The sequence below is a fragment of the Roseibium sp. genome, assembly GCF_039982295.1.
Taxonomy (GTDB): Bacteria; Pseudomonadota; Alphaproteobacteria; order Rhizobiales; family Stappiaceae; genus Roseibium.
This window is the reverse complement of record NZ_JBDWYP010000092.1, coordinates 71,986-89,366: the sequence shown is the minus strand read 5'-3', so window position 1 is coordinate 89,366 and position 17,381 is coordinate 71,986. Positions and strand designations below refer to the sequence as shown.

Annotated in this window: 14 protein-coding genes; 10 read left to right on the top strand and 4 right to left on the bottom strand. The window is 56.5% G+C overall.

The annotated features are described in order from the left end of the window. Positions 1-32: 32 nt before the first annotated feature. The 6 genes from ABJZ52_RS20635 to ABJZ52_RS20610 are packed head-to-tail and all read left to right on the top strand — an operon-like array spanning position 33 to position 5,625. Positions 33-1,313, top strand: coding sequence for an ABC transporter substrate-binding protein (locus ABJZ52_RS20635; protein WP_348190753.1), 1,281 nt, complete (start codon positions 33-35; stop codon positions 1,311-1,313). A gap of 54 nt (positions 1,314-1,367) precedes the next feature. Further along, on the top strand, positions 1,368-2,096 hold the full coding sequence (locus tag ABJZ52_RS20630) for an ABC transporter ATP-binding protein (RefSeq protein ID WP_348190752.1): 729 nt from the start codon (positions 1,368-1,370) through the stop codon (positions 2,094-2,096). Continuing rightward, on the top strand, positions 2,083-2,793 hold the full coding sequence (locus ABJZ52_RS20625) for an ABC transporter ATP-binding protein (RefSeq protein WP_348190749.1): 711 nt from the start codon (positions 2,083-2,085) through the stop codon (positions 2,791-2,793). Before ABJZ52_RS20630 ends, ABJZ52_RS20625 begins: the two co-directional genes overlap by 14 nt. 1 nt (position 2,794) lies before the next feature. Next, positions 2,795-3,658: a branched-chain amino acid ABC transporter permease gene (locus ABJZ52_RS20620; RefSeq protein WP_348190746.1), complete on the top strand. Its 864-nt coding sequence runs from the start codon at positions 2,795-2,797 to the stop codon at positions 3,656-3,658. Positions 3,659-3,660: 2 nt separating this feature from the next. Next, positions 3,661-4,686 (top strand): branched-chain amino acid ABC transporter permease, encoded by a 1,026-nt coding sequence (locus ABJZ52_RS20615; RefSeq protein WP_348190744.1) that lies wholly within the window; start codon positions 3,661-3,663, stop codon positions 4,684-4,686. Between the two features lie 3 nt (positions 4,687-4,689). Further along, positions 4,690-5,625 carry a 3-keto-5-aminohexanoate cleavage protein gene (locus tag ABJZ52_RS20610; RefSeq protein ID WP_348190741.1) on the top strand — a complete coding sequence of 312 codons (936 nt, stop codon included), beginning with the start codon at positions 4,690-4,692 and terminating at the stop codon, positions 5,623-5,625. A 440-nt stretch (positions 5,626-6,065) separates the two neighbouring features. Here the strand turns inward: ABJZ52_RS20610 and ABJZ52_RS20605 are convergent, their stop codons facing one another. Together ABJZ52_RS20605 and ABJZ52_RS20600 are read right to left on the bottom strand one after the other, a co-directional pair. Next, positions 6,066-7,085, bottom strand: a complete 1,020-nt coding sequence (locus tag ABJZ52_RS20605; RefSeq protein WP_348190738.1) for a 5'-nucleotidase — start codon at positions 7,083-7,085, stop codon at positions 6,066-6,068. 216 nt (positions 7,086-7,301) lie between these two features. Beyond that, the gene (locus ABJZ52_RS20600) at positions 7,302-10,985 is read right to left on the bottom strand and encodes a vitamin B12-dependent ribonucleotide reductase (RefSeq protein WP_348190736.1); all 3,684 of its coding nucleotides are present in this window, start codon (positions 10,983-10,985) and stop codon (positions 7,302-7,304) included. Positions 10,986-11,621: 636 nt separating this feature from the next. Between ABJZ52_RS20600 and ABJZ52_RS20595 the strand changes: the two genes are divergently transcribed. Further along, positions 11,622-12,338, top strand: a complete 717-nt coding sequence (locus ABJZ52_RS20595) for a response regulator (protein WP_348190733.1) — start codon at positions 11,622-11,624, stop codon at positions 12,336-12,338. Positions 12,339-12,570: 232 nt separating this feature from the next. Further along, on the top strand, positions 12,571-12,957 hold the full coding sequence (locus tag ABJZ52_RS20590; protein ID WP_348190730.1) for an NADH:ubiquinone oxidoreductase subunit NDUFA12: 387 nt from the start codon (positions 12,571-12,573) through the stop codon (positions 12,955-12,957). A 97-nt stretch (positions 12,958-13,054) separates the two neighbouring features. On the opposite strand, the gene ABJZ52_RS20585 is transcribed toward ABJZ52_RS20590, so the two are convergent. Both ABJZ52_RS20585 and ABJZ52_RS20580 read right to left on the bottom strand, forming a co-directional pair. Then, entirely contained in the window at positions 13,055-13,540 is a 486-nt protein-coding gene (locus ABJZ52_RS20585; RefSeq protein WP_348190728.1) for a GNAT family N-acetyltransferase, read from the bottom strand. Between the two features lie 84 nt (positions 13,541-13,624). Beyond that, positions 13,625-14,293, bottom strand: coding sequence for an alpha/beta hydrolase (locus ABJZ52_RS20580; protein WP_153769327.1), 669 nt, complete (start codon positions 14,291-14,293; stop codon positions 13,625-13,627). Between the two features lie 315 nt (positions 14,294-14,608). Here ABJZ52_RS20580 and ABJZ52_RS20575 point away from each other — a divergent pair, with 315 nt between their 5' ends. After that, positions 14,609-15,778, top strand: coding sequence for a cysteine desulfurase family protein (locus tag ABJZ52_RS20575; protein WP_348190725.1), 1,170 nt, complete (start codon positions 14,609-14,611; stop codon positions 15,776-15,778). A gap of 125 nt (positions 15,779-15,903) precedes the next feature. Further along, complete coding sequence (gene sufB / locus ABJZ52_RS20570; RefSeq protein ID WP_348190723.1) at positions 15,904-17,376, top strand: Fe-S cluster assembly protein SufB; 1,473 nt, start codon at positions 15,904-15,906, stop codon at positions 17,374-17,376. The last annotated feature ends 5 nt before the right edge of the window (positions 17,377-17,381 follow it).

Sequence of the window (17,381 nt, the reverse complement as noted above, 5' to 3'; positions counted from 1 at the left end):
ATGTGCGAATCGCGATTCTGGGAGGAAAGACGATGTATGGGAAGAAACTGAATATCAGCCGTCGAGGCTTTTTGGGTGGAGCGACAGTCGCTTTGGCAGCGCCAGCGATCCTGACCCGAACCCGCGCTTATGCCGCGGATCCGGTTATCAAGATTGGCCATGTCAGCCCGCGCACCGGACCGCTTGCCGGTTTTGCCGAAGCCGATGACTATGTGCTTGAGGGTATCAAGACCGCATTGGCCGGCGGCATTGAAAACAACGGCAAGACCTATCAGGTCGAGATCCTGTCGAAGGACAGCCAGTCGAACCCGAACCGCGCTGCTGAAGTCGCCTCTGAACTGATCCTTGGTGATGAAGTCGATATCATCGTGGCGGCGTCAACACCTGACACGACAAACCCGGTTTCCGATCAGGCCGAACTGAACGAAGTTCCGTGCATCACGACAGATTGCCCGTGGCAGCCTTATTTCTTTGGCCGTAACGGCGACCCGGCTGTCGGGTTCGATTACACCTACCACTTCTTCTGGGGACTGGAAGACGTCATACACGCGTTCCTTGATCTTTGGGGGCAGAGCGGGGCGGCCAAGACTGTTGGCGGCCTTTTCCCGAATGATGCGGATGGAAACGCCTGGGGCGATGAAATGCATGGCTTCCCGCCTGCGCTGGCAGGACAGGGGTTCCAGCTGGTGGATCCGGGCCGGTATCAACCGATGACGGATGACTTCACGTCACAGATTTCGGCGTTCAAGGACGCAGGATGTGAGATCATCACCGGCAACATGATCCCCCCAGACTTCGGCAATTTCTGGTCGCAGGCAGCCCAGCAGGGTTTCCATCCGAAGGTCGTGACGATAGGCAAGGCCTTGTTGTTCCCGTCTGTCATTAATTCTCTCGGCGACCGGGGCGATGGTCTGACGTCAGAGATCTGGTGGTCACCTGATCACCCGTTTGCCTCTTCGCTGACGGGCGTGAGCGCCAGGGAGCTTGCAGAAGGCTACGCCGCAGCGTCAAAGCGCCCTTGGACCCAGCCGATCGGCTTCAAACATGCCCTGTTTGAGGTGACCACCGACGTCATCAAACGCTCTGCTGATCTGGAAGATCCGGCTGCGACCCTGGATGCAATCAAACAGACCAGAATATCGACCGTTGTTGGTCCTGTTGATTGGAGCAGTGGTCCGGTACGGAACGTCACCAAGACGCCGCTTGTCGCAGGTCAGTGGCAGAAAGGAACGGACGGCTTCGATCTGGTGATCACCTCGAACCGCAGCGCTCCGTTCATTCCCACCACAGGTGAATTGAAGCTCCTGTCATGAATTCAGCAGGCGTACAGCCCAAGGGCTGTGCGCCGGCAATCAGGGAAAAAATTCATGTCAGTGGTCTTAGAACTGAATGGTGTTTCCAAGAAATATGGCGCGATCACGGTTGCCGATGATCTGACCTATAAGCTCGCTCAAGGTGAGGCGCTGGGGGTGATTGGGCCCAATGGTGCGGGCAAAACCTCCATGTTCAATCTGATCACCGGAACAATTCGGGCAGACAGGGGGCGGGTGGTTCTCAATGGACAGGACGTGACCCGGCATTCAGCAGCCAAAAGGTGTCGGGCAGGGGTGGCGCGATCGTTTCAGGTTCCTCAGCCGTTTTCCGGCATGACAGTGTTTGAAAACACGCTGGTCGCAGCGACCCACGGCACTCAAGGCAAACAGGCAGAAGCCAATCGCCACTGCCTCGAGGTTCTGGAACTGACCGGCTTGATCGACAAGGCAAATCACATTTCCGGAAAGCTCACTCTCTTGGGCCGCAAACGTCTGGAGTTGGCGCGAGCATTGTGTGCCCGGCCAAAAGTTCTGTTGCTCGACGAAATCGCGGGTGGGCTCACCGAAAAGGAATGTCATGATCTGGTGGAGACCATCAATACTATCCGCAAGACAGGGCTTTCCGTCATCTGGATCGAGCACATCGTTCATGCGCTCCTGTCAGTTGTCGATCGGCTGATTGTGATCGATTTCGGCAAGAAAATCGCAGAGGGCGATCCGAGGGAGACCATGGCAAGCCAAGCTGTGCAGGAGATTTACATGGGAGTGGATGCAAATGCCTGAAGCTCTTTTGTCGACAAAGCAGCTGGAAGCGCACTACGGAGATTTTCAAGCGCTCTTTGGCGTGTCCATCGATGTGTATCCTGGCGAAGTGATAGCCGTGATTGGCGCCAATGGCGCAGGTAAAACCACTTTGATGCGTTCCATTACGGGTCTGGTTCAGAACAAGGCTGACATGGTTCTATGGCGCCGGGAGCCGATTGGCACGCTTCGCGCCGACCAGATCGCCCGCCTTGGGATTGCCATGGTGCCGGAAGGCCGCCAGCTGTTTCCGTCCTTGTCAGTCGAAGAAAACCTGATCATTGGCGGACAGATAGGACACAAAGGACCGTGGTCACTGGAAAAGGTGTTTGAGCTCTTTCCGGTTTTGAAAGAGCGGCGCCACGTTCCATCAACTGCCCTTTCCGGCGGACAGCAACAGATGGTCGCGATTGGCCGCGCTCTGATGTCCAATCCGGAAATTCTTCTATTCGATGAAATTAGTCTTGGTCTTGCCCCGATCATTATCAAGTCGATCTACGACGCGCTTCCAAACATCATTGGCGAAGGCATGAGCGCAATCATCGTTGAACAGGACATTGCCAAGGCACTCAGCGTTTCCAGCAGGGTTTATTGCATCCAGGAAGGCCGCATTTCTCTTGAAGGTGCGCCGCAGTCGCTGACCCGCGAGCAGATCAGCGCAGCCTATTTCGGAGTTTGAGATGGATTGGATAAATGCCATCGTACAAGGTGTCCTGCTTGGAGGGCTATACGCACTCTTTGCAGCAGGCCTTTCGCTGATCTTTGGGGTCATGCGTCTGGTGAACATTGCCCATGGAGACTTCATTGTCCTGGCAGCTTTTCTGGGGTTGTCAATCACAACGGCCTTGGGCGTTTCCCCGCTGGTGGCACTTGGTCTGGTGGTCCCTTTGATGGCTGCCATCGGTTATCTTCTGCAACGTGGCGTCCTTAACCAGACGCTCGGCGATGACATTCTACCGCCACTTCTCGTGACGTTTGGTCTCTCGGTCATCATTCAAAACGGCCTATTGGAAATCTATAGCGCAGACCCTCAGAAAATGAGCGCAGGCGCTCTGGAAACGGCCAGTATCTCGGTGCCAGGTGGCATCGCAATCGGTGTGCTGCCGCTGTTGATGTTTGTCGTGGCCGTTGTCGTGATCGCCGGCCTGCAATGGGTCTTTTACCATTCTGCTCTTGGTCGCGCTTTCCGTGCTGTCTCCGATAAGCAGGACATTGCCCAGCTGATGGGGCTGAACAAGGCACATGTCTTCGGGCTGGCCATGGCGCTATCACTTGCCGTTGTCGGGGTAGCAGGCGTGTTCCTGGGAATCCGCACCAGCTTTGATCCGTCAATCGGACCGGGGCGCCTGATCTTTGGCTTTGAAGCTGTGATCATTGGTGGCCTTGGCAATCTTTGGGGCACGTTGATCGGTGGCATCATTCTCGGCGTCAGTCAGAATATCGGTGCCCAGATCAACCCAGGTTGGCAGCTACTTGCAGGCCACATCGCCTTCCTTGTTGTCCTTGCTGTTCGGCCACGTGGCCTGTTTCCCAGGATTGACTGAAGATGTCAGAGAGCACCTACTCCATTTCGCGATCTTCAAACGCCAGCCGGACCGCCGCGATCATCGGACTTCTGGTCCTGATCGCGCTGGTTGCCGCACCCTGGTGGGCCGGGCGTGCAGACCTTCGGCTTCTGAGTGAAGTCTTTCTCTATCTCTCATTGGCGTGCCTCTGGAACCTTTTGGCGGGATATGCCGGGCTGGTTTCGGTTGGCCAGCAGGCGTTCGTCGGTTTTGGCGGCTACATGCTGTTTGCCTTGGCGATCTTTACCGGAATGTCTCCGTTGGCGGCGATCCCGTTGGCTGGGATCCTTGGTGCGCTGATCGCGGTTCCTGTCGCGTTGCTGATCTTCCGCCTACGGGGCGCATACTTTGCCATCGGGACCTGGGTCATTGCCGAGGTGTTTCGCTTGTCGTTTGCACAAGTTTCTGCCCTCGGCGGAGGGTCTGGTACGAGTTTGCCAATTGCTGTTGTCAAATCGATGGCCTCCAGCCGGTCCATGCGCGAAGCGACAACATACTGGTTGGCACTGGGCATGGCGGTTGTGGTGTTGGCGTCGATCTATCTGCTCCTGCGCTCCCGAAAAGGGCTGGCATTGACAGCCATCCGCGACAGCGAGGTTGCGTCCCAAAGCTTCGGCATCGACATCTGGCGCAACAAGTTTTTCGTATATGTCGGCGCAGCCGGTTTGACCGCCATGACGGGCGCCCTGATCTTTCTTCAGAAGCTTAGAATTTCCCCGGATGCAGCTTTCAGCGTCAACGATTGGACGGCCTTCGTCATTTTCATTGTTGTCATTGGCGGAATTGGCACGCTCGAAGGCCCGATCATCGGGGTGATTGTGTTCTTCCTATTGCGGGAACTGTTGGCAGATCTCGGTACCACCTACCTTCTGATCCTTGGTTTGGTTGCCATTGTTGTCATGTTGAAAGCGCCAAAGGGGATTTGGGGCATCATTAAGGACCGCACCGGATTGGAAGTCTTCCCACTATCGCGCCGTGTCGTAAAAACCAAAACAAATCAGGAGTGAGGCATGGCCCGCAACAAGCAAAAGACGATCATCACCTGTGCCGTCACGGGAGCGATCCACACGCCGACGATGTCGGACGCGCTGCCCTACACCCATGATGACATCGCAGCGCAAGCGATCGAAGCTGCGGAAGCTGGAGCGTCTATCCTGCATTTGCATGCACGGAACAATGAAACCGGGGCACCGTCGGTTGATCCTGCCGACTTCACCCCGTTTCTGCCACGCATCAAGCAGGCGACAGACGCTGTTGTGAACATCTCTACAGGAGGCTCACTGACGCTTTCCATCCAGGACAGGATCAGACCCGCAGCCACCTTCAGCGCCGAGATGTGCTCCATGAACATGGGCAGCATGAATTTCTCGTTCCACCCACTCGCTAAGCGCTATGACAATTGGAAATTCGATTGGGAAAAGGACTATGTCGCCAATTCCGATGGCAACATCTTCCGCAACACGTTCAAGGATATCCAGGAAGCTGCGGAAACACTGGCGCCGCATGACATCAAGTTCGAGCACGAGTGCTATGACGTCGGGCACCTCTACAATTTGAAGTTCTGCATGGATATCGGGCTGTTCAAGGCGCCGATCTTCATACAGTTCGTCATGGGGATCCTGGGCGGTATTGGCGCTGATATCGACAATCTGGTCTTCATGAAAAAGACTGCTGACAAGCTTTTTGGTGATGATTACCGCTGGTCAATCCTGGCGGCGGGAAATGTGCAGATCCCGATGGCAACCACCGCCAGCCAAATGGGCGGCAATGTTCGGGTCGGTCTGGAAGACAGCCTCTTCATCAGCCGCGGGCAATTGGCTGAATCCAATGCCCAGCAAGTCGCCAAGATCCGTCGGATCGTCGAAGACCTCGGCAACGAGGTCGCAACACCAGATGAAGCCCGAGAAATACTCGACCTCAAGGGTGGAGACAAAGTGAAGTTTTGATCTGCTGACTAGGGTATCCGCAGGTACATGGAAAGCGCGAAAAGCGATTGGAGGGGGACACGGCGGTGTCGTGAAACTGTCGAATGAAGCGGGTGCGCTCATTGTAGAAATAGAGTTCATATCCTTGGAGTTGTTTGTCGCCGCCTGTGGGCTTCGCCGTCAAACAGTTAGCTTTCGGAAACGCAAAAAAGGGCCGCCCAGGGGGGCTCACTTCATCGAAGGGCACTTGCGTTCCAGCGGCAGACTTTAATTCGAACGCCCATGAAAAACGCGCCCGATCGTCTCCGATGGGCGGGTTTTTTGTTTCGGTGGGGATAGCACCGAATATCAGCTGCCTTTCGCCAGGTGAGCAGCCTTTGAGTGCTGAATGAGCAGTCTATCTTGACGCAGAGCGAGAATGGCCGACGCGTCGGATATTTAATCCTGCCATATGATGAGGTCTAGGCAGGGAGGTCTCCGGAAGGAATAACCGGAGCGCTGCCATCGTGCGGACCGGGTACATGTCCCGCGGCCACTACGCCAGAAGCGCCAAGAACGTGTTTTTCTTGGTCATCGAAAAATATGTGCGCCCCAAATGCTTTTAGGATCGGCGCTTTATTCCACTGGCCCACAAAGTGAGCCTCGTCGGCTGGTGTGCCCCAAGCCCGAAGCGTGTTTATGACACGCGCATGGGCGGCACTGTCGCGAGCGGTCACAATCCCGATCCGTACTTTGCTGACGCCATTTTCATCGAGATAAATCGCACGAAGGACAGATAGTTTTTTCAGGAATTCACCGAACGGACCACCTTCCATTGGTTTGCTTGCATTCTGGCTCTCAAACTTTCGGAAGCCTTCAAGTCCCTCTCTTTTGTAAACTTCGTCAGATTCAGCGCTGAAGACGACCGCATCGCCATCGAACGCAATCCGAACTTCGTCGGAGGCTTCCCTTTGCCAATTCGATGAAACGGGCCCCAACCGCGCCGCCGCCGTGCCGGCATCAATTGCGGCTTTCACGTCGGTGTGCTCATTGGAAAGGAAGAGGTCTATTTTCCAGGCAAGAATGAAAGGGCCAAGTGATGCTCCGCTTGTGAAGCTTCCAGTGACGACAGGCAATCCGTAAAATTTGATGGAATTGAACGCACGCAGCGACAAATCAGGAGAATTGCGCGAAAGGAGCACGATTTGTACGAATGGCTCTTGCCCGGTTTCGTTCAGACGCAAAAGTCTGTCAACGACTTCGAATGCGGCCCCTTTCTCAAGGACCTCGTTCTCGCGCTCTAGCTGTAAATCGGCGTACGCTTGAACCCCTTGCTTTTCAAAGACCTCATGCTCTTCTTCCAGCTTGAAAAGAGCGCGCGTTGATATTCCGATACGCAACGGTCTAGCCCGCAGTTTTTGTTTAGCTTCATCCAAGTTTGATACAGTCAGAGGTTTAACGCCTTGCATGCTATTTTCTTTCTGCGCTTTGGAAAATGCCAAGGCCAACTCGACTCGAAGTGCGACTCCGTTTAAAACCAAACTTGCTACAGTGTTGGGGAGTGACACTTCTCATCCCACGAATGCCTTAGCGGGTTATTCGTGACAGAAGCCGGGCCAGAGATGGCTCGGCTTTTTCTTTGTCTGCTTTATGGTTTCCTGTTTGTTCCTATCCGCAATTCAGCCCGGAAAAATCCCGGGCTGAATTCGTTTTCTTGTTTAGCTACAGCCGCTGGTGGAGCCGCAGGTGTCGCATTTGAGACAGGTGCCGTTGCGGACCATGGTGAAGTTGCCGCATTCCGCGCAGCTTTCTCCCTCATAACCCTTCATCCGCGCCTGGGCGATCTGCTGGGCAGCTGACGCCTTTGCCGGAGCCGGAGCTGTCGTGACTTCCACGGCAGCCACCGCTTCGGAGCCGCGAGCAAACGCCGTCGCGACCGCAGATGTCTGGGCTGCAGGGGAACTGGCCACCTGACCGGTCAGAGCCTCAACGAGCGTGCCTGCCGGTTCGCTGTCCGACACCAGACGGAAACGCTCCGTCTGTCCGCGGATCAGGCCGTGAGACACGACACCTTGATGCTCCTTGTTGCGTTCATCGGCCGTCTCGCCGGCCACAGGTGAGCTGCTGAAGGTGTCCGGGGACACATGAGCAAGGTCATGGCGGCCGAGATAGGATACGGCGAGTTCGCGGAAGACGTAGTCGAGGATCGACGTGGCATTCTTGATCGCGTCGTTGCCCTGGACCATGCCGGCAGGTTCGAACTTCGTGAAGGTGAACGCGTCGACATATTCCTCGAGCGGCACGCCATACTGCAGGCCGAGCGAGACCGAGATGGCGAAGTTGTTGATGAAGGCACGAAGGGCTGAACCCTCCTTGTTCATGTCAAGGAAGATCTCGCCAAGACGGCCATCGTCATATTCACCGGTGCGCAGGAAGATGGTGTGACCACCGATCTTGGCCTTCTGGGTGTAACCCTTCCGGCGGGTCGGCAGCTTTTCCTGTTCGCGAACGACGCGCTCGACGATCCGCTCGACAATCCGTTCGGCAACAACCTCGGCCCGTGCTGCCTGTGGCTTGGCGGCGAGTGTTTCGACCACTTCATCCTCATCCTCGTCCTCATCGGCCAGGAGCTGGGCGTTGAGCGGCTGGGACAGTTTCGAGCCATCGCGGTAGAGCGCGTTGGCTTTCAGGGCGAGGCGCCAGGACAGCATATAGGCTTCCTTGCAGTCCTCGACCGTTGCATCGTTCGGCATGTTGATCGTCTTGGAGATCGCGCCGGAGATGAAGGGCTGGGCTGCGGCCATCATGCGGATGTGGCTTTCCACCGACAGGTAACGCTTGCCGATGCGGCCACACGGGTTGGCACAATCGAAGATCGGGTAATGCTCTTCCTTGAGGAAAGGCGCTCCTTCGAGGGTCATCGCACCGCAAACGTGGGTATTGGCGGCTTCAATCTCAGCCTTGGAATAGCCAAGGTGCGTGAGAAGGTCGAATGCCGGATCGGCGAGCTTTTCTTCCGGCACCATCAGGGCTGCCATCTGCTCGTCGCCAACAGTCCAGCGGTTGAAGACGAACTTGATGTCGAAGGCCGAGCCAAGAGAGCCCTTGATCTTCGCGATGCTCTCGTCGGTGAAGCCCTTGGCTTTCAGGGACGAAGGATTGATCGCCGGTGCCTGGTCGATCGAGCCATGGCCAACGGCATAGGCTTCGATTTCGGCAATCTCGCTTTCCGAGTATCCGAGCTTGCGCAGGGCCTCGGGAACCGCGCGGTTGATGATCTTGAAGTAACCGCCACCCGCGAGCTTCTTGAACTTCACAAGTGCAAAGTCCGGCTCGATGCCCGTGGTGTCGCAGTCCATGACCAAACCGATGGTGCCTGTCGGGGCAATCACGGTGGACTGGGCGTTGCGGTAGCCGTTCTTCTCGCCGAGCTCAAGCGCCCGGTCCCAGGCAATCCCCGCCCGTTCGATCAGGGTCTTGTCAGGGCAGGAGGCATGGTCAAGGGCAACCGGTGCGATGCTGAGCGCTTCATAGCCATCTGCCTCGCCATGAGCGGCTCGGCGATGGTTGCGCATGACGCGCAGCATGTGCTCGGCATTGTCCTTGTAGCCCGGGAAAGGACCAAGCTCGCCGGCCATCTCGGCCGATGTCGCATAGGAAACGCCGGTCATGATAGCGGACAGGGCACCACAAAGGGCACGTCCTTCATCACTGTCATAGGAAATACCGGAAGTCATAAGCAGGCCGCCGATGTTGGCAAAGCCGAGGCCGAGTGTCCGGTAGAGGTATGAGCGTTCGGCAATTTCCTTGGACGGGAACTGCGCCATCAGAACGGAGACTTCCAGAACAATGGTCCAAAGACGGACAGCATGCTCATAGTTCTCGACATCGACGGAACCGTCTTCCTTGCGGAACTGCATCAGGTTCAAGGACGCCAAATTACAGGCCGTGTCGTCCAGGAACATGTATTCCGAGCATGGATTGGACGCGCGGATTTCACCGGAGGCAGGGCATGTGTGCCAGTCGTTGATGGTCGTGTGATACTGGATGCCGGGATCAGCGGACGCCCAGGCGGCATAACCGATTTGTTCCCACAGGTCCTTGGCCTTGATGGTCTTGACCACGTCGTCCGTGCGCCGACCCATCAGATCCCAGTCAGCATCGTCCACGACAGCGCTCAGGAAACCATCGGTGACACGAACGGAGTTGTTGGAGTTCTGGCCGGAAACGGTCAGATAGGCCTCAGAATCCCAATCCGTATTGTAGGTTGGGAATTCGATCTTGGTGAAGCCCTGCCGTGCAAACTGAATCACGCGCTGGATGTAGTTCTCGGGAACCATCATCTTCTTGGCGGCGCGGATTTCGCGCTTGAGCGCCGGGTTCTTGGCCGGATCGAAGCACTCGCCGTTGTCCGCCTCGCAATTGATGCAGGCTTTCATGATGGCGCTGAGGTGCTTCTGGCAGATCTTGGAGCCGGTGACGAGAGCCGCGACCTTCTGCTCCTCCTTGACCTTCCAGTTGATGTATTCCTCGATGTCCGGATGGTCTACGTCGACCACGACCATCTTGGCAGCACGGCGGGTGGTGCCGCCGGACTTGATCGCGCCCGCAGCCCGGTCGCCAATTTTCAGAAAGCTCATGAGCCCGGAGGACTTGCCGCCGCCGGATAGTTTTTCACCTTCACCGCGAACGCGGGAGAAATTCGAACCGGTGCCTGAACCATATTTGAACAGGCGTGCCTCCCGGACCCAAAGATCCATGATGCCGCCTTCATTGACGAGGTCATCGCCAACCGACTGGATGAAGCAGGCATGCGGCTGCGGATGCTCATAGGCGGTTGCTGATTTGGTCAGCTCGCCGGTCTGGAAGTCAACATAGTAATGGCCCTGGCTCGGGCCATCGATGCCGTAAGCCCAGTGCAGACCGGTGTTGAACCACTGCGGAGAATTTGGTGCGACTTTCTGTGTGGCCAGCATGAAGCGCAGCTCGTCAAAGAAAGCACGCGCGTCGGCTTCCTTGTCGAAATAGCCGCCCTTCCAGCCCCAGTAGGTCCAGGTGCCGGCGAGACGATCGAACACCTGACGCCCGTCGATCTCGGAGTTGAAGCGCTCTTCTTCGGGGAGTTTGGCAAGCGCTTTGTCATCGGCTTCATGGCGCCACAGCCAGGATGGAACCGTGTTTTCCTCGACCGCCTTCAGCTTGGCGGGAACGCCAGCCTTGCGGAAGTATTTTTGCGCCAGGATGTCGGACGCGACCTGCGAGAACTGGGCCGGGACCTGAATGTCCTCGAGCCGGAACACAATAGAACCGTCCGGATTGCGAATCTCACTCGTCGCTGTCCGGAATTCCACGTCGGCGTAGGGTGACTGGCCCTCTTTGGTGTATCGCCGCTCTATCCGCATTCCATGTCCCCTTGTCTATCAGGCCCAGGTAGGCTGCCTCAGCCTGGTCCGCATCGCTCGTCCGCATCAAAGTGCCGGTTTGTCATCCGACGGTCCCGGCAGGCCTCTTAAAGCCGTCTTCCGCATACCGGACCATCTTGCTGGGCCGATATTTAGTGTCTCACCTGATTGATGCTACTAAATATAGTGATCATCAACAGGTTTATCACGATGAAATCCAATCTCCAGACACACGAATAGAGCGCTCCTGAAAGGTGGATGAACCAAATTCAGGGGCTTGCACTCGTTACTCGGAACTGGGGAGTCGAAACCGGGAAGAACCCGTTTCGGATACGCACCGCAATCATAGGAAAACTAGTGTAAACGAGTTCTTAACGTCAAGGTGTGAGCGACAAGTCCTAGTGTTCAATATGTGGGCAAACGCTAAATATGGTGGGAGGCTGTGGATAGCGGGGAGGGGGACCGAACTCGCCGAAACTGCCGATTGCAGCCTGCAACCCCTACTTTCCAGACGCCTAAATCCAATGCACACCGATTCTATGAAAATTTGAAGAAAAACCGGGGAAGGGACTTCAGCCGGTTTAAAGCGCTTCTGTCCATCTTGTGCCTGTGGGATCAGGAAGGGTGGCATCAGACATGAAAAATCACGCAGCATTCGGCCTTGGGCTGGAAGATCTCGACGCGGTAATCGTCGAAGATAGCAAGCCAATGCAGACGATTATCCGGTCGATCCTGCTGAGTTTCAAAGTCGCACGGGTCCGTGTGTTTGATTCGGTCGATGAGGCGCTGCAGTCGATGCTGGCCGAGCCGCCGAATCTGATTTTGACGGACTGGCGCATGGCGCCCACCTCTGGCTACCAACTTCTGCGTCTGATCCGGCACCGGCATATGGAGCCGCTCTGTTATGTTCCGATTCTCTTCGTCACAGCTCATGGCACCCATGCGCTGGTGGACAAGGCCCTTCGTGCTGGTGCGCATCATTTGCTGGTGAAGCCCCTTGCGCCTTCGACGCTCTATAACCGGCTTCGCTGGCTGGTGAATGATGATCGGCCGCTGGTTCTTGAAAACTCGGGCTTTTACAACATCTTCGGCATCAACGAAGCGCTCGACCAGCAGGCCGAGAAACTTGAGACGCTCGAGAATGCCCGTGTCTATCACGAGCAGGCGATTCGACGCCTTGCCGCAGTTCAAGGCACAGTCGACAAGGAATTCAACAAGGCCGGAGCAGAAGAGCAGGGCGAAGCAGATGCGCCGTCCGCTTCCGAGGCGGAGCCCAAAAAGAAAAAGGTTGTCTTGGCCAGTTCGCCGCGATCGTCTCGCAGACAGGGCTTTGCCGCTGTCCGCAACAAGTAGCGTCATTGACTGGCTCCGACGCCAATCGGGAAGTCCTGAACGCCCCGGAAAGTGTTGCTATTCCGTAAAGCTGACACTGGACACAAAGCGTGCTTGACGTCATAGTCGCGCACAAATCGGCCTCTCGTGTGATGGTTTCCAAGATGATCAATTGAGGTCGCAGCAAGAATTGCGGGGCCACGCATCTGACAGCGGGAACTGCATTTAAAAGCCACAAGGACGCTTCGCGGCGATGAAAAAACTCCTGCTTGAACTCTTCACATGGTGGAACGGTCAGACCATGGGAACCCGCTTTTTCACTTGGCGGAAAGGCGAATTCGTCGGGGAAGATGAGTTCGGCAACAAGTACTACCGCGAGCGGGCAGGCAAGAAGCGCTGGGTGATCTACAACGGCCTGGCCGAAGCCTCGTCCATTCCTCCAGGCTGGCATGGCTGGATGCACCACCGGGTCGATACTCCGCCGAGCGATGAAACCTATTACGCAAAAAGCTGGCAGCAACCGCATCATGCCAACAAGACTGGCACGGCTGAAGCCTATCGTCCGGACGGCTCCATCCTTACACCGGAAACGCGCCCGGAAGTTACAGGCGACTATCAGGCCTGGACACCTGGACAGTAGATCACTCGCTCAACTGAAATATTAGAAGATTCTTCAAAGAGCCCGCAACAGCGGGCTTTTTCATTTTTCAGGCGCAGCTTTCGAACTGCGAGGCTTTCTATTTCGCCATCTTTCTTGGCGGGTATCCCGGAGCGCGGATCTGAAAGCCGGTCTTGGATTGCTTGAACCCAACCTTCTCGTAGAACTTTTGTGCACCACGATTGTCGGTGCCGGTCAGGAGCATGATCTTGTAGCAACCGGCCGCCCAGGCCAGGTCCTGAGAATGTCGAAGGATCTGTTCGCCCAAACCCTCGCCACGATAGTCTTTGTGGGTGACCACATTCTCAATCACCGCGTAAGGTGCCCCACCGCGCGTAAAATTCGGAATCACGATCAGCGTGCAAGTTGTGGCGGCTGCGCGATCAAGAAACCCGATCAATGTCGTCAATCCCGGGTGGGATAACATTCCGTCCAGCGCGGCCTGGCCCTGGTCTTCGGTCATGGCAACGTCGTTGGGGATGAGGTGAGTGAAAAGGTCGCGCAGAACCTCGTAGTCTTGAGAAACCGCGGGCCGAATCTCGAGCCTTGTCGTTCCATTGATCATCGTTGATATCGCCTTTCCAGCCTCTCATGAAAAAGCCCGCCGAAACAGCGGGCTTTCGCACGTCAGGTGATCAATCTTACCGGGTCAGTCGACAGGTAGGTAATCCTGCGGTGTGATCCCAAGTCGACGATCCAGATAGCCGCCACAACGGTCCATCAGGTCATCCATGTCGTTTTCGAAGAAGTGGTTCGCGCCGGGCAGCTCCTGATGGTCGATCACGATGCCTTTTTGCGTCTTGAGCTTGTCGACAAGCGTCTGAACATCCTTCTGCGGCACGACCTTGTCTTCTTCGCCATGAATGATCAGGCCGGAAGACGGGCAGGGGGCAAGGAAGGAGAAATCATGAAGGTTGGCAGGCGGCGCAACAGAAATGAAGCCTTCCACCTCCGGACGGCGCATCAGAAGCTGCATGCCGATCCAGGCCCCAAAGGAAAATCCGGCGATCCAGCATGCGCGTGCATCGGGATGGACCGTCTGCACCCAGTCAAGCGCGGCAGCAGCATCGGAGAGCTCGCCCTGACCATGATCGAACGTGCCCTGAGACCGGCCGACACCACGGAAATTGAAGCGAAGAACTGCAAAGCCGCGCTGCGCGAACATGTAGTACATCTGGTAGACGATCTGGTTGTTCATCGTGCCACCGAACTGAGGATGCAGATGAAGAACCAGCGCAATCGGCGCATTCCGCTTCTTTGCGGGATGGAACCGGCCTTCGAGCCGGCCGGCGGGACCGTTAAAGATCACCTCAGGCATGAAGCGTTTTGTCCTTTCTTGTCCGCACGGCAGCCACAGCGGCATCGGGCGGAAGCGGATCTAGATACGTGGAACCCCTCAGTCCAAACTTGACTCGTAGGTTCCGAGTTTCTAAAACCTTGTTTAGAATTATTCGAAAGTCCGTTCGACCCCTTTCGACCCCCGAAACCGGGACAGATCGAGGTCTTCGTTTTTCCGAGTTGAGGCACGTTTACGTCATCCACTCGGAAAATTTCAAGTTTTCCGTGACCGGGCGGCGGTAATTCTGCATCTGAGTTCTATCTGCTGTTACCAAATCACAGGCTGTTTCAGACAATGACGTCCAGGCGACCTCATGTTTACCTCGATCACAACGCCGGCGCGCCCATGCGTCCGGAGGTTCGTGATCGTATGGTCGAGGTCATGATGGATGCCGGCAATGCCTCTTCGGTCCATGGCGATGGTCGCAGGGCGCGGGGACGTGTCGAGGCCGCTCGGGAATCTGTTGCCAATCTGTGTGGCGCCAGGACGCGCGCGGTCACCTTTGTTTCTGGTGGCACTGAGGCGAACATGACTGCCCTGACACCTCAGTGGCAGGATCAGGGAGCGCCGGTCTATTTTGATCGTCTGTTGCGCGGAGCCAGCGAGCATCCGTCTGTTGCTTCCGGCGGGCGCTTTCCGACCGCTTTGCAGACGGTACTGCCAGTCGATGAAAACGGAATTGTGCGCCTCGATGAGCTGGAACGGCTTTTGGCGGAAGATGACGCCACACTGGTTTCTGTGATGGCTGCAAACAACGAGACCGGTGTGATCCAGCCGCTCACAGAAATTGGCTCTCTGGTAAAGGCCGCAGGCGGTTTCTTTCATGTAGATGCGGTGCAGGCCGCAGGCCGCATGCCCATTGATCTGGATGCCTGGCAAGCAGATGTCATCACCCTTTCGGCTCACAAGTTTGGTGGTCCACAGGGCATGGGCGCGGTCGTGGTGCGCTCCACCGCGCGCGTTCCAGGCGCATTGATGACCGGTGGCGGTCAGGAAAACTGGCGCCGCGCGGGAACGGAAAACGTCGCAGGCATCTGCGGTTTCGGAGTTGCAGCAGAGATTGCGGCCAAAGAGGCAGAAAATCCTGCGCAAATAGCTGCCCTCAGGGACTCGCTAGAAGCGGGAATTCGCCTTATATGCCCATCGGTGACAGTTTTTGGAGAGGGCGCGCCACGCTTGGCGAATACCTCATGTTTCGCGGTCGAGGGAGTTCCCGCCGAAACAGCACTGATCGCTTTTGATCTGGAAAGCGTATCCCTGTCGTCCGGATCGGCTTGTTCTTCGGGCAAGGTGTCGGTTTCCCACGTGCTTACTGCCATGGGCATAGATGAGGAAAAGGCGCGCTGCGCTCTGCGTGTGAGCCTCGGCTGGAATACGGGCGCGAAAGACGTCGACCGTTTTCTGGAGCTGTGGCCATCCATCGTGGATCGGCTGAACCCTAAGGCCCGTAGCAGGGCTGCCTGACGAATTCGGCGTTTTCGGACGACGCGACAAACACCCCGCAGGACGCCGGATATCGGCGTCGTCTTCGGGATGGACCAACGACAAACTGCGAGACTGACAAAGTCTCGTGCAATGGAGTTAATGATATGCCCGCTGTGCAGGAGACTATCGATCAGGTCAAGGCGATCGATGTTGACCAGTATAAATACGGCTTCGTGACCGACATCGATTCGGAAAAGGGCGCCAAGGGGCTCTCTGAGGAAACCGTTCGCTTCCTGTCGGCCAAAAAGGACGAGCCGGAGTGGATGACGGAATGGCGTCTCGATGCTCTGCGCCGCTTCCAGACGATGGAAGAGCCGGATTGGGCCCGTGTCGACTACCCGAAAATCGACTTCGATGATCTTTATTATTGGGCTGCGCCGAAATCGGTCGAAGGCCCCAAGAGCCTTGACGAGGTCGACCCTGAACTGCTGGCGACGTATGAAAAACTCGGCATTCCGCTTCGTGAGCAAGAGATCCTTGCTGGCGTCGAGCCGAAGAACCGGGTTGCCGTCGACGCTGTTTTCGACAGTGTGTCCGTTGTCACCACCTTCAAGGAAGAGCTGAAGAAGGCCGGTGTCATCTTCTGTTCGATCTCCGAAGCTCTCCGCGAGTATCCGGATCTGGTGAAGAAGTACCTCGGCTCGGTCGTGCCGGTGACCGACAACTATTATGCGACGCTCAATTCGGCTGTCTTCTCCGACGGTTCCTTCGTCTACATCCCGGAAGGCGTTCGCTGCCCGATGGAGCTGTCGACCTATTTCCGCATCAATGAGCAGAACACCGGCCAGTTCGAGCGCACGCTGATCATCGCGGACAAGGGATCCTATGTGTCCTATCTGGAAGGCTGCACCGCGCCCCAGCGTGATGAGAACCAGCTCCATGCTGCCGTCGTCGAACTCGTTGCTCTGGATGATGCGGAGATCAAATACTCCACCGTTCAGAACTGGTTCCCGGGCGATTCTGAAGGCAAGGGCGGCATCTACAACTTCGTCACCAAGCGTGGCGATTGCCGTGGCAAGAATTCAAAGATTGCCTGGACCCAGGTCGAGACCGGCTCTGCCATCACCTGGAAATACCCATCCTGCATTCTGCGCGGCGACAATTCTGTCGGTGAGTTCTACTCGATCGCCGTTTCCAACGGCTATCAGCAGATCGACAGCGGCACCAAGATGATCCATCTGGGCAAGAACACGTCCAGCCGCATCATCTCCAAGGGCATTTCGGCTGGCCGCTCGTCCAACACCTATCGCGGCCTGGTGTCGGCCCACAAGAAGGCGTCCCATACGCGGAACTTCACGCAGTGCGACTCCTTGCTGATCGGCCAGGACTGTGGCGCACACACGGTGCCCTACATCGAAAGCAAGAACGCGTCGGCCGTTTTCGAGCATGAGGCAACGACCTCCAAGATCTCAGACGACCAGATGTTCTACTGCCTGCAGCGCGGCATGAACGAGGAAGAGGCGGTCGCACTGATCGTCAACGGCTTCGTGAAGGACGTGATCCAGCAGCTGCCGATGGAATTTGCGGTGGAAGCCCAGAAGCTGATCTCGATCAGTCTGGAGGGGAGCGTAGGATAAGTGCT

Coding starts and splice junctions, on each gene's coding strand:
- ABJZ52_RS20635 (WP_348190753.1), top strand. CDS start 33: ATGTATGGGAAGAAACTGAATATCAGCCGTCGAGGCTTTTTGGGTGGA.
- ABJZ52_RS20630 (WP_348190752.1), top strand. CDS start 1,368: ATGTCAGTGGTCTTAGAACTGAATGGTGTTTCCAAGAAATATGGCGCG.
- ABJZ52_RS20625 (WP_348190749.1), top strand. CDS start 2,083: ATGCAAATGCCTGAAGCTCTTTTGTCGACAAAGCAGCTGGAAGCGCAC.
- ABJZ52_RS20620 (WP_348190746.1), top strand. CDS start 2,795: ATGGATTGGATAAATGCCATCGTACAAGGTGTCCTGCTTGGAGGGCTA.
- ABJZ52_RS20615 (WP_348190744.1), top strand. CDS start 3,661: ATGTCAGAGAGCACCTACTCCATTTCGCGATCTTCAAACGCCAGCCGG.
- ABJZ52_RS20610 (WP_348190741.1), top strand. CDS start 4,690: ATGGCCCGCAACAAGCAAAAGACGATCATCACCTGTGCCGTCACGGGA.
- ABJZ52_RS20600 (WP_348190736.1), bottom strand. CDS start 10,985: ATGCGGATAGAGCGGCGATACACCAAAGAGGGCCAGTCACCCTACGCC.
- ABJZ52_RS20595 (WP_348190733.1), top strand. CDS start 11,622: ATGAAAAATCACGCAGCATTCGGCCTTGGGCTGGAAGATCTCGACGCG.
- ABJZ52_RS20590 (WP_348190730.1), top strand. CDS start 12,571: ATGAAAAAACTCCTGCTTGAACTCTTCACATGGTGGAACGGTCAGACC.
- ABJZ52_RS20585 (WP_348190728.1), bottom strand. CDS start 13,540: ATGATCAATGGAACGACAAGGCTCGAGATTCGGCCCGCGGTTTCTCAA.
- ABJZ52_RS20580 (WP_153769327.1), bottom strand. CDS start 14,293: ATGCCTGAGGTGATCTTTAACGGTCCCGCCGGCCGGCTCGAAGGCCGG.
- ABJZ52_RS20575 (WP_348190725.1), top strand. CDS start 14,609: ATGACGTCCAGGCGACCTCATGTTTACCTCGATCACAACGCCGGCGCG.
- sufB (WP_348190723.1), top strand. CDS start 15,904: ATGCCCGCTGTGCAGGAGACTATCGATCAGGTCAAGGCGATCGATGTT.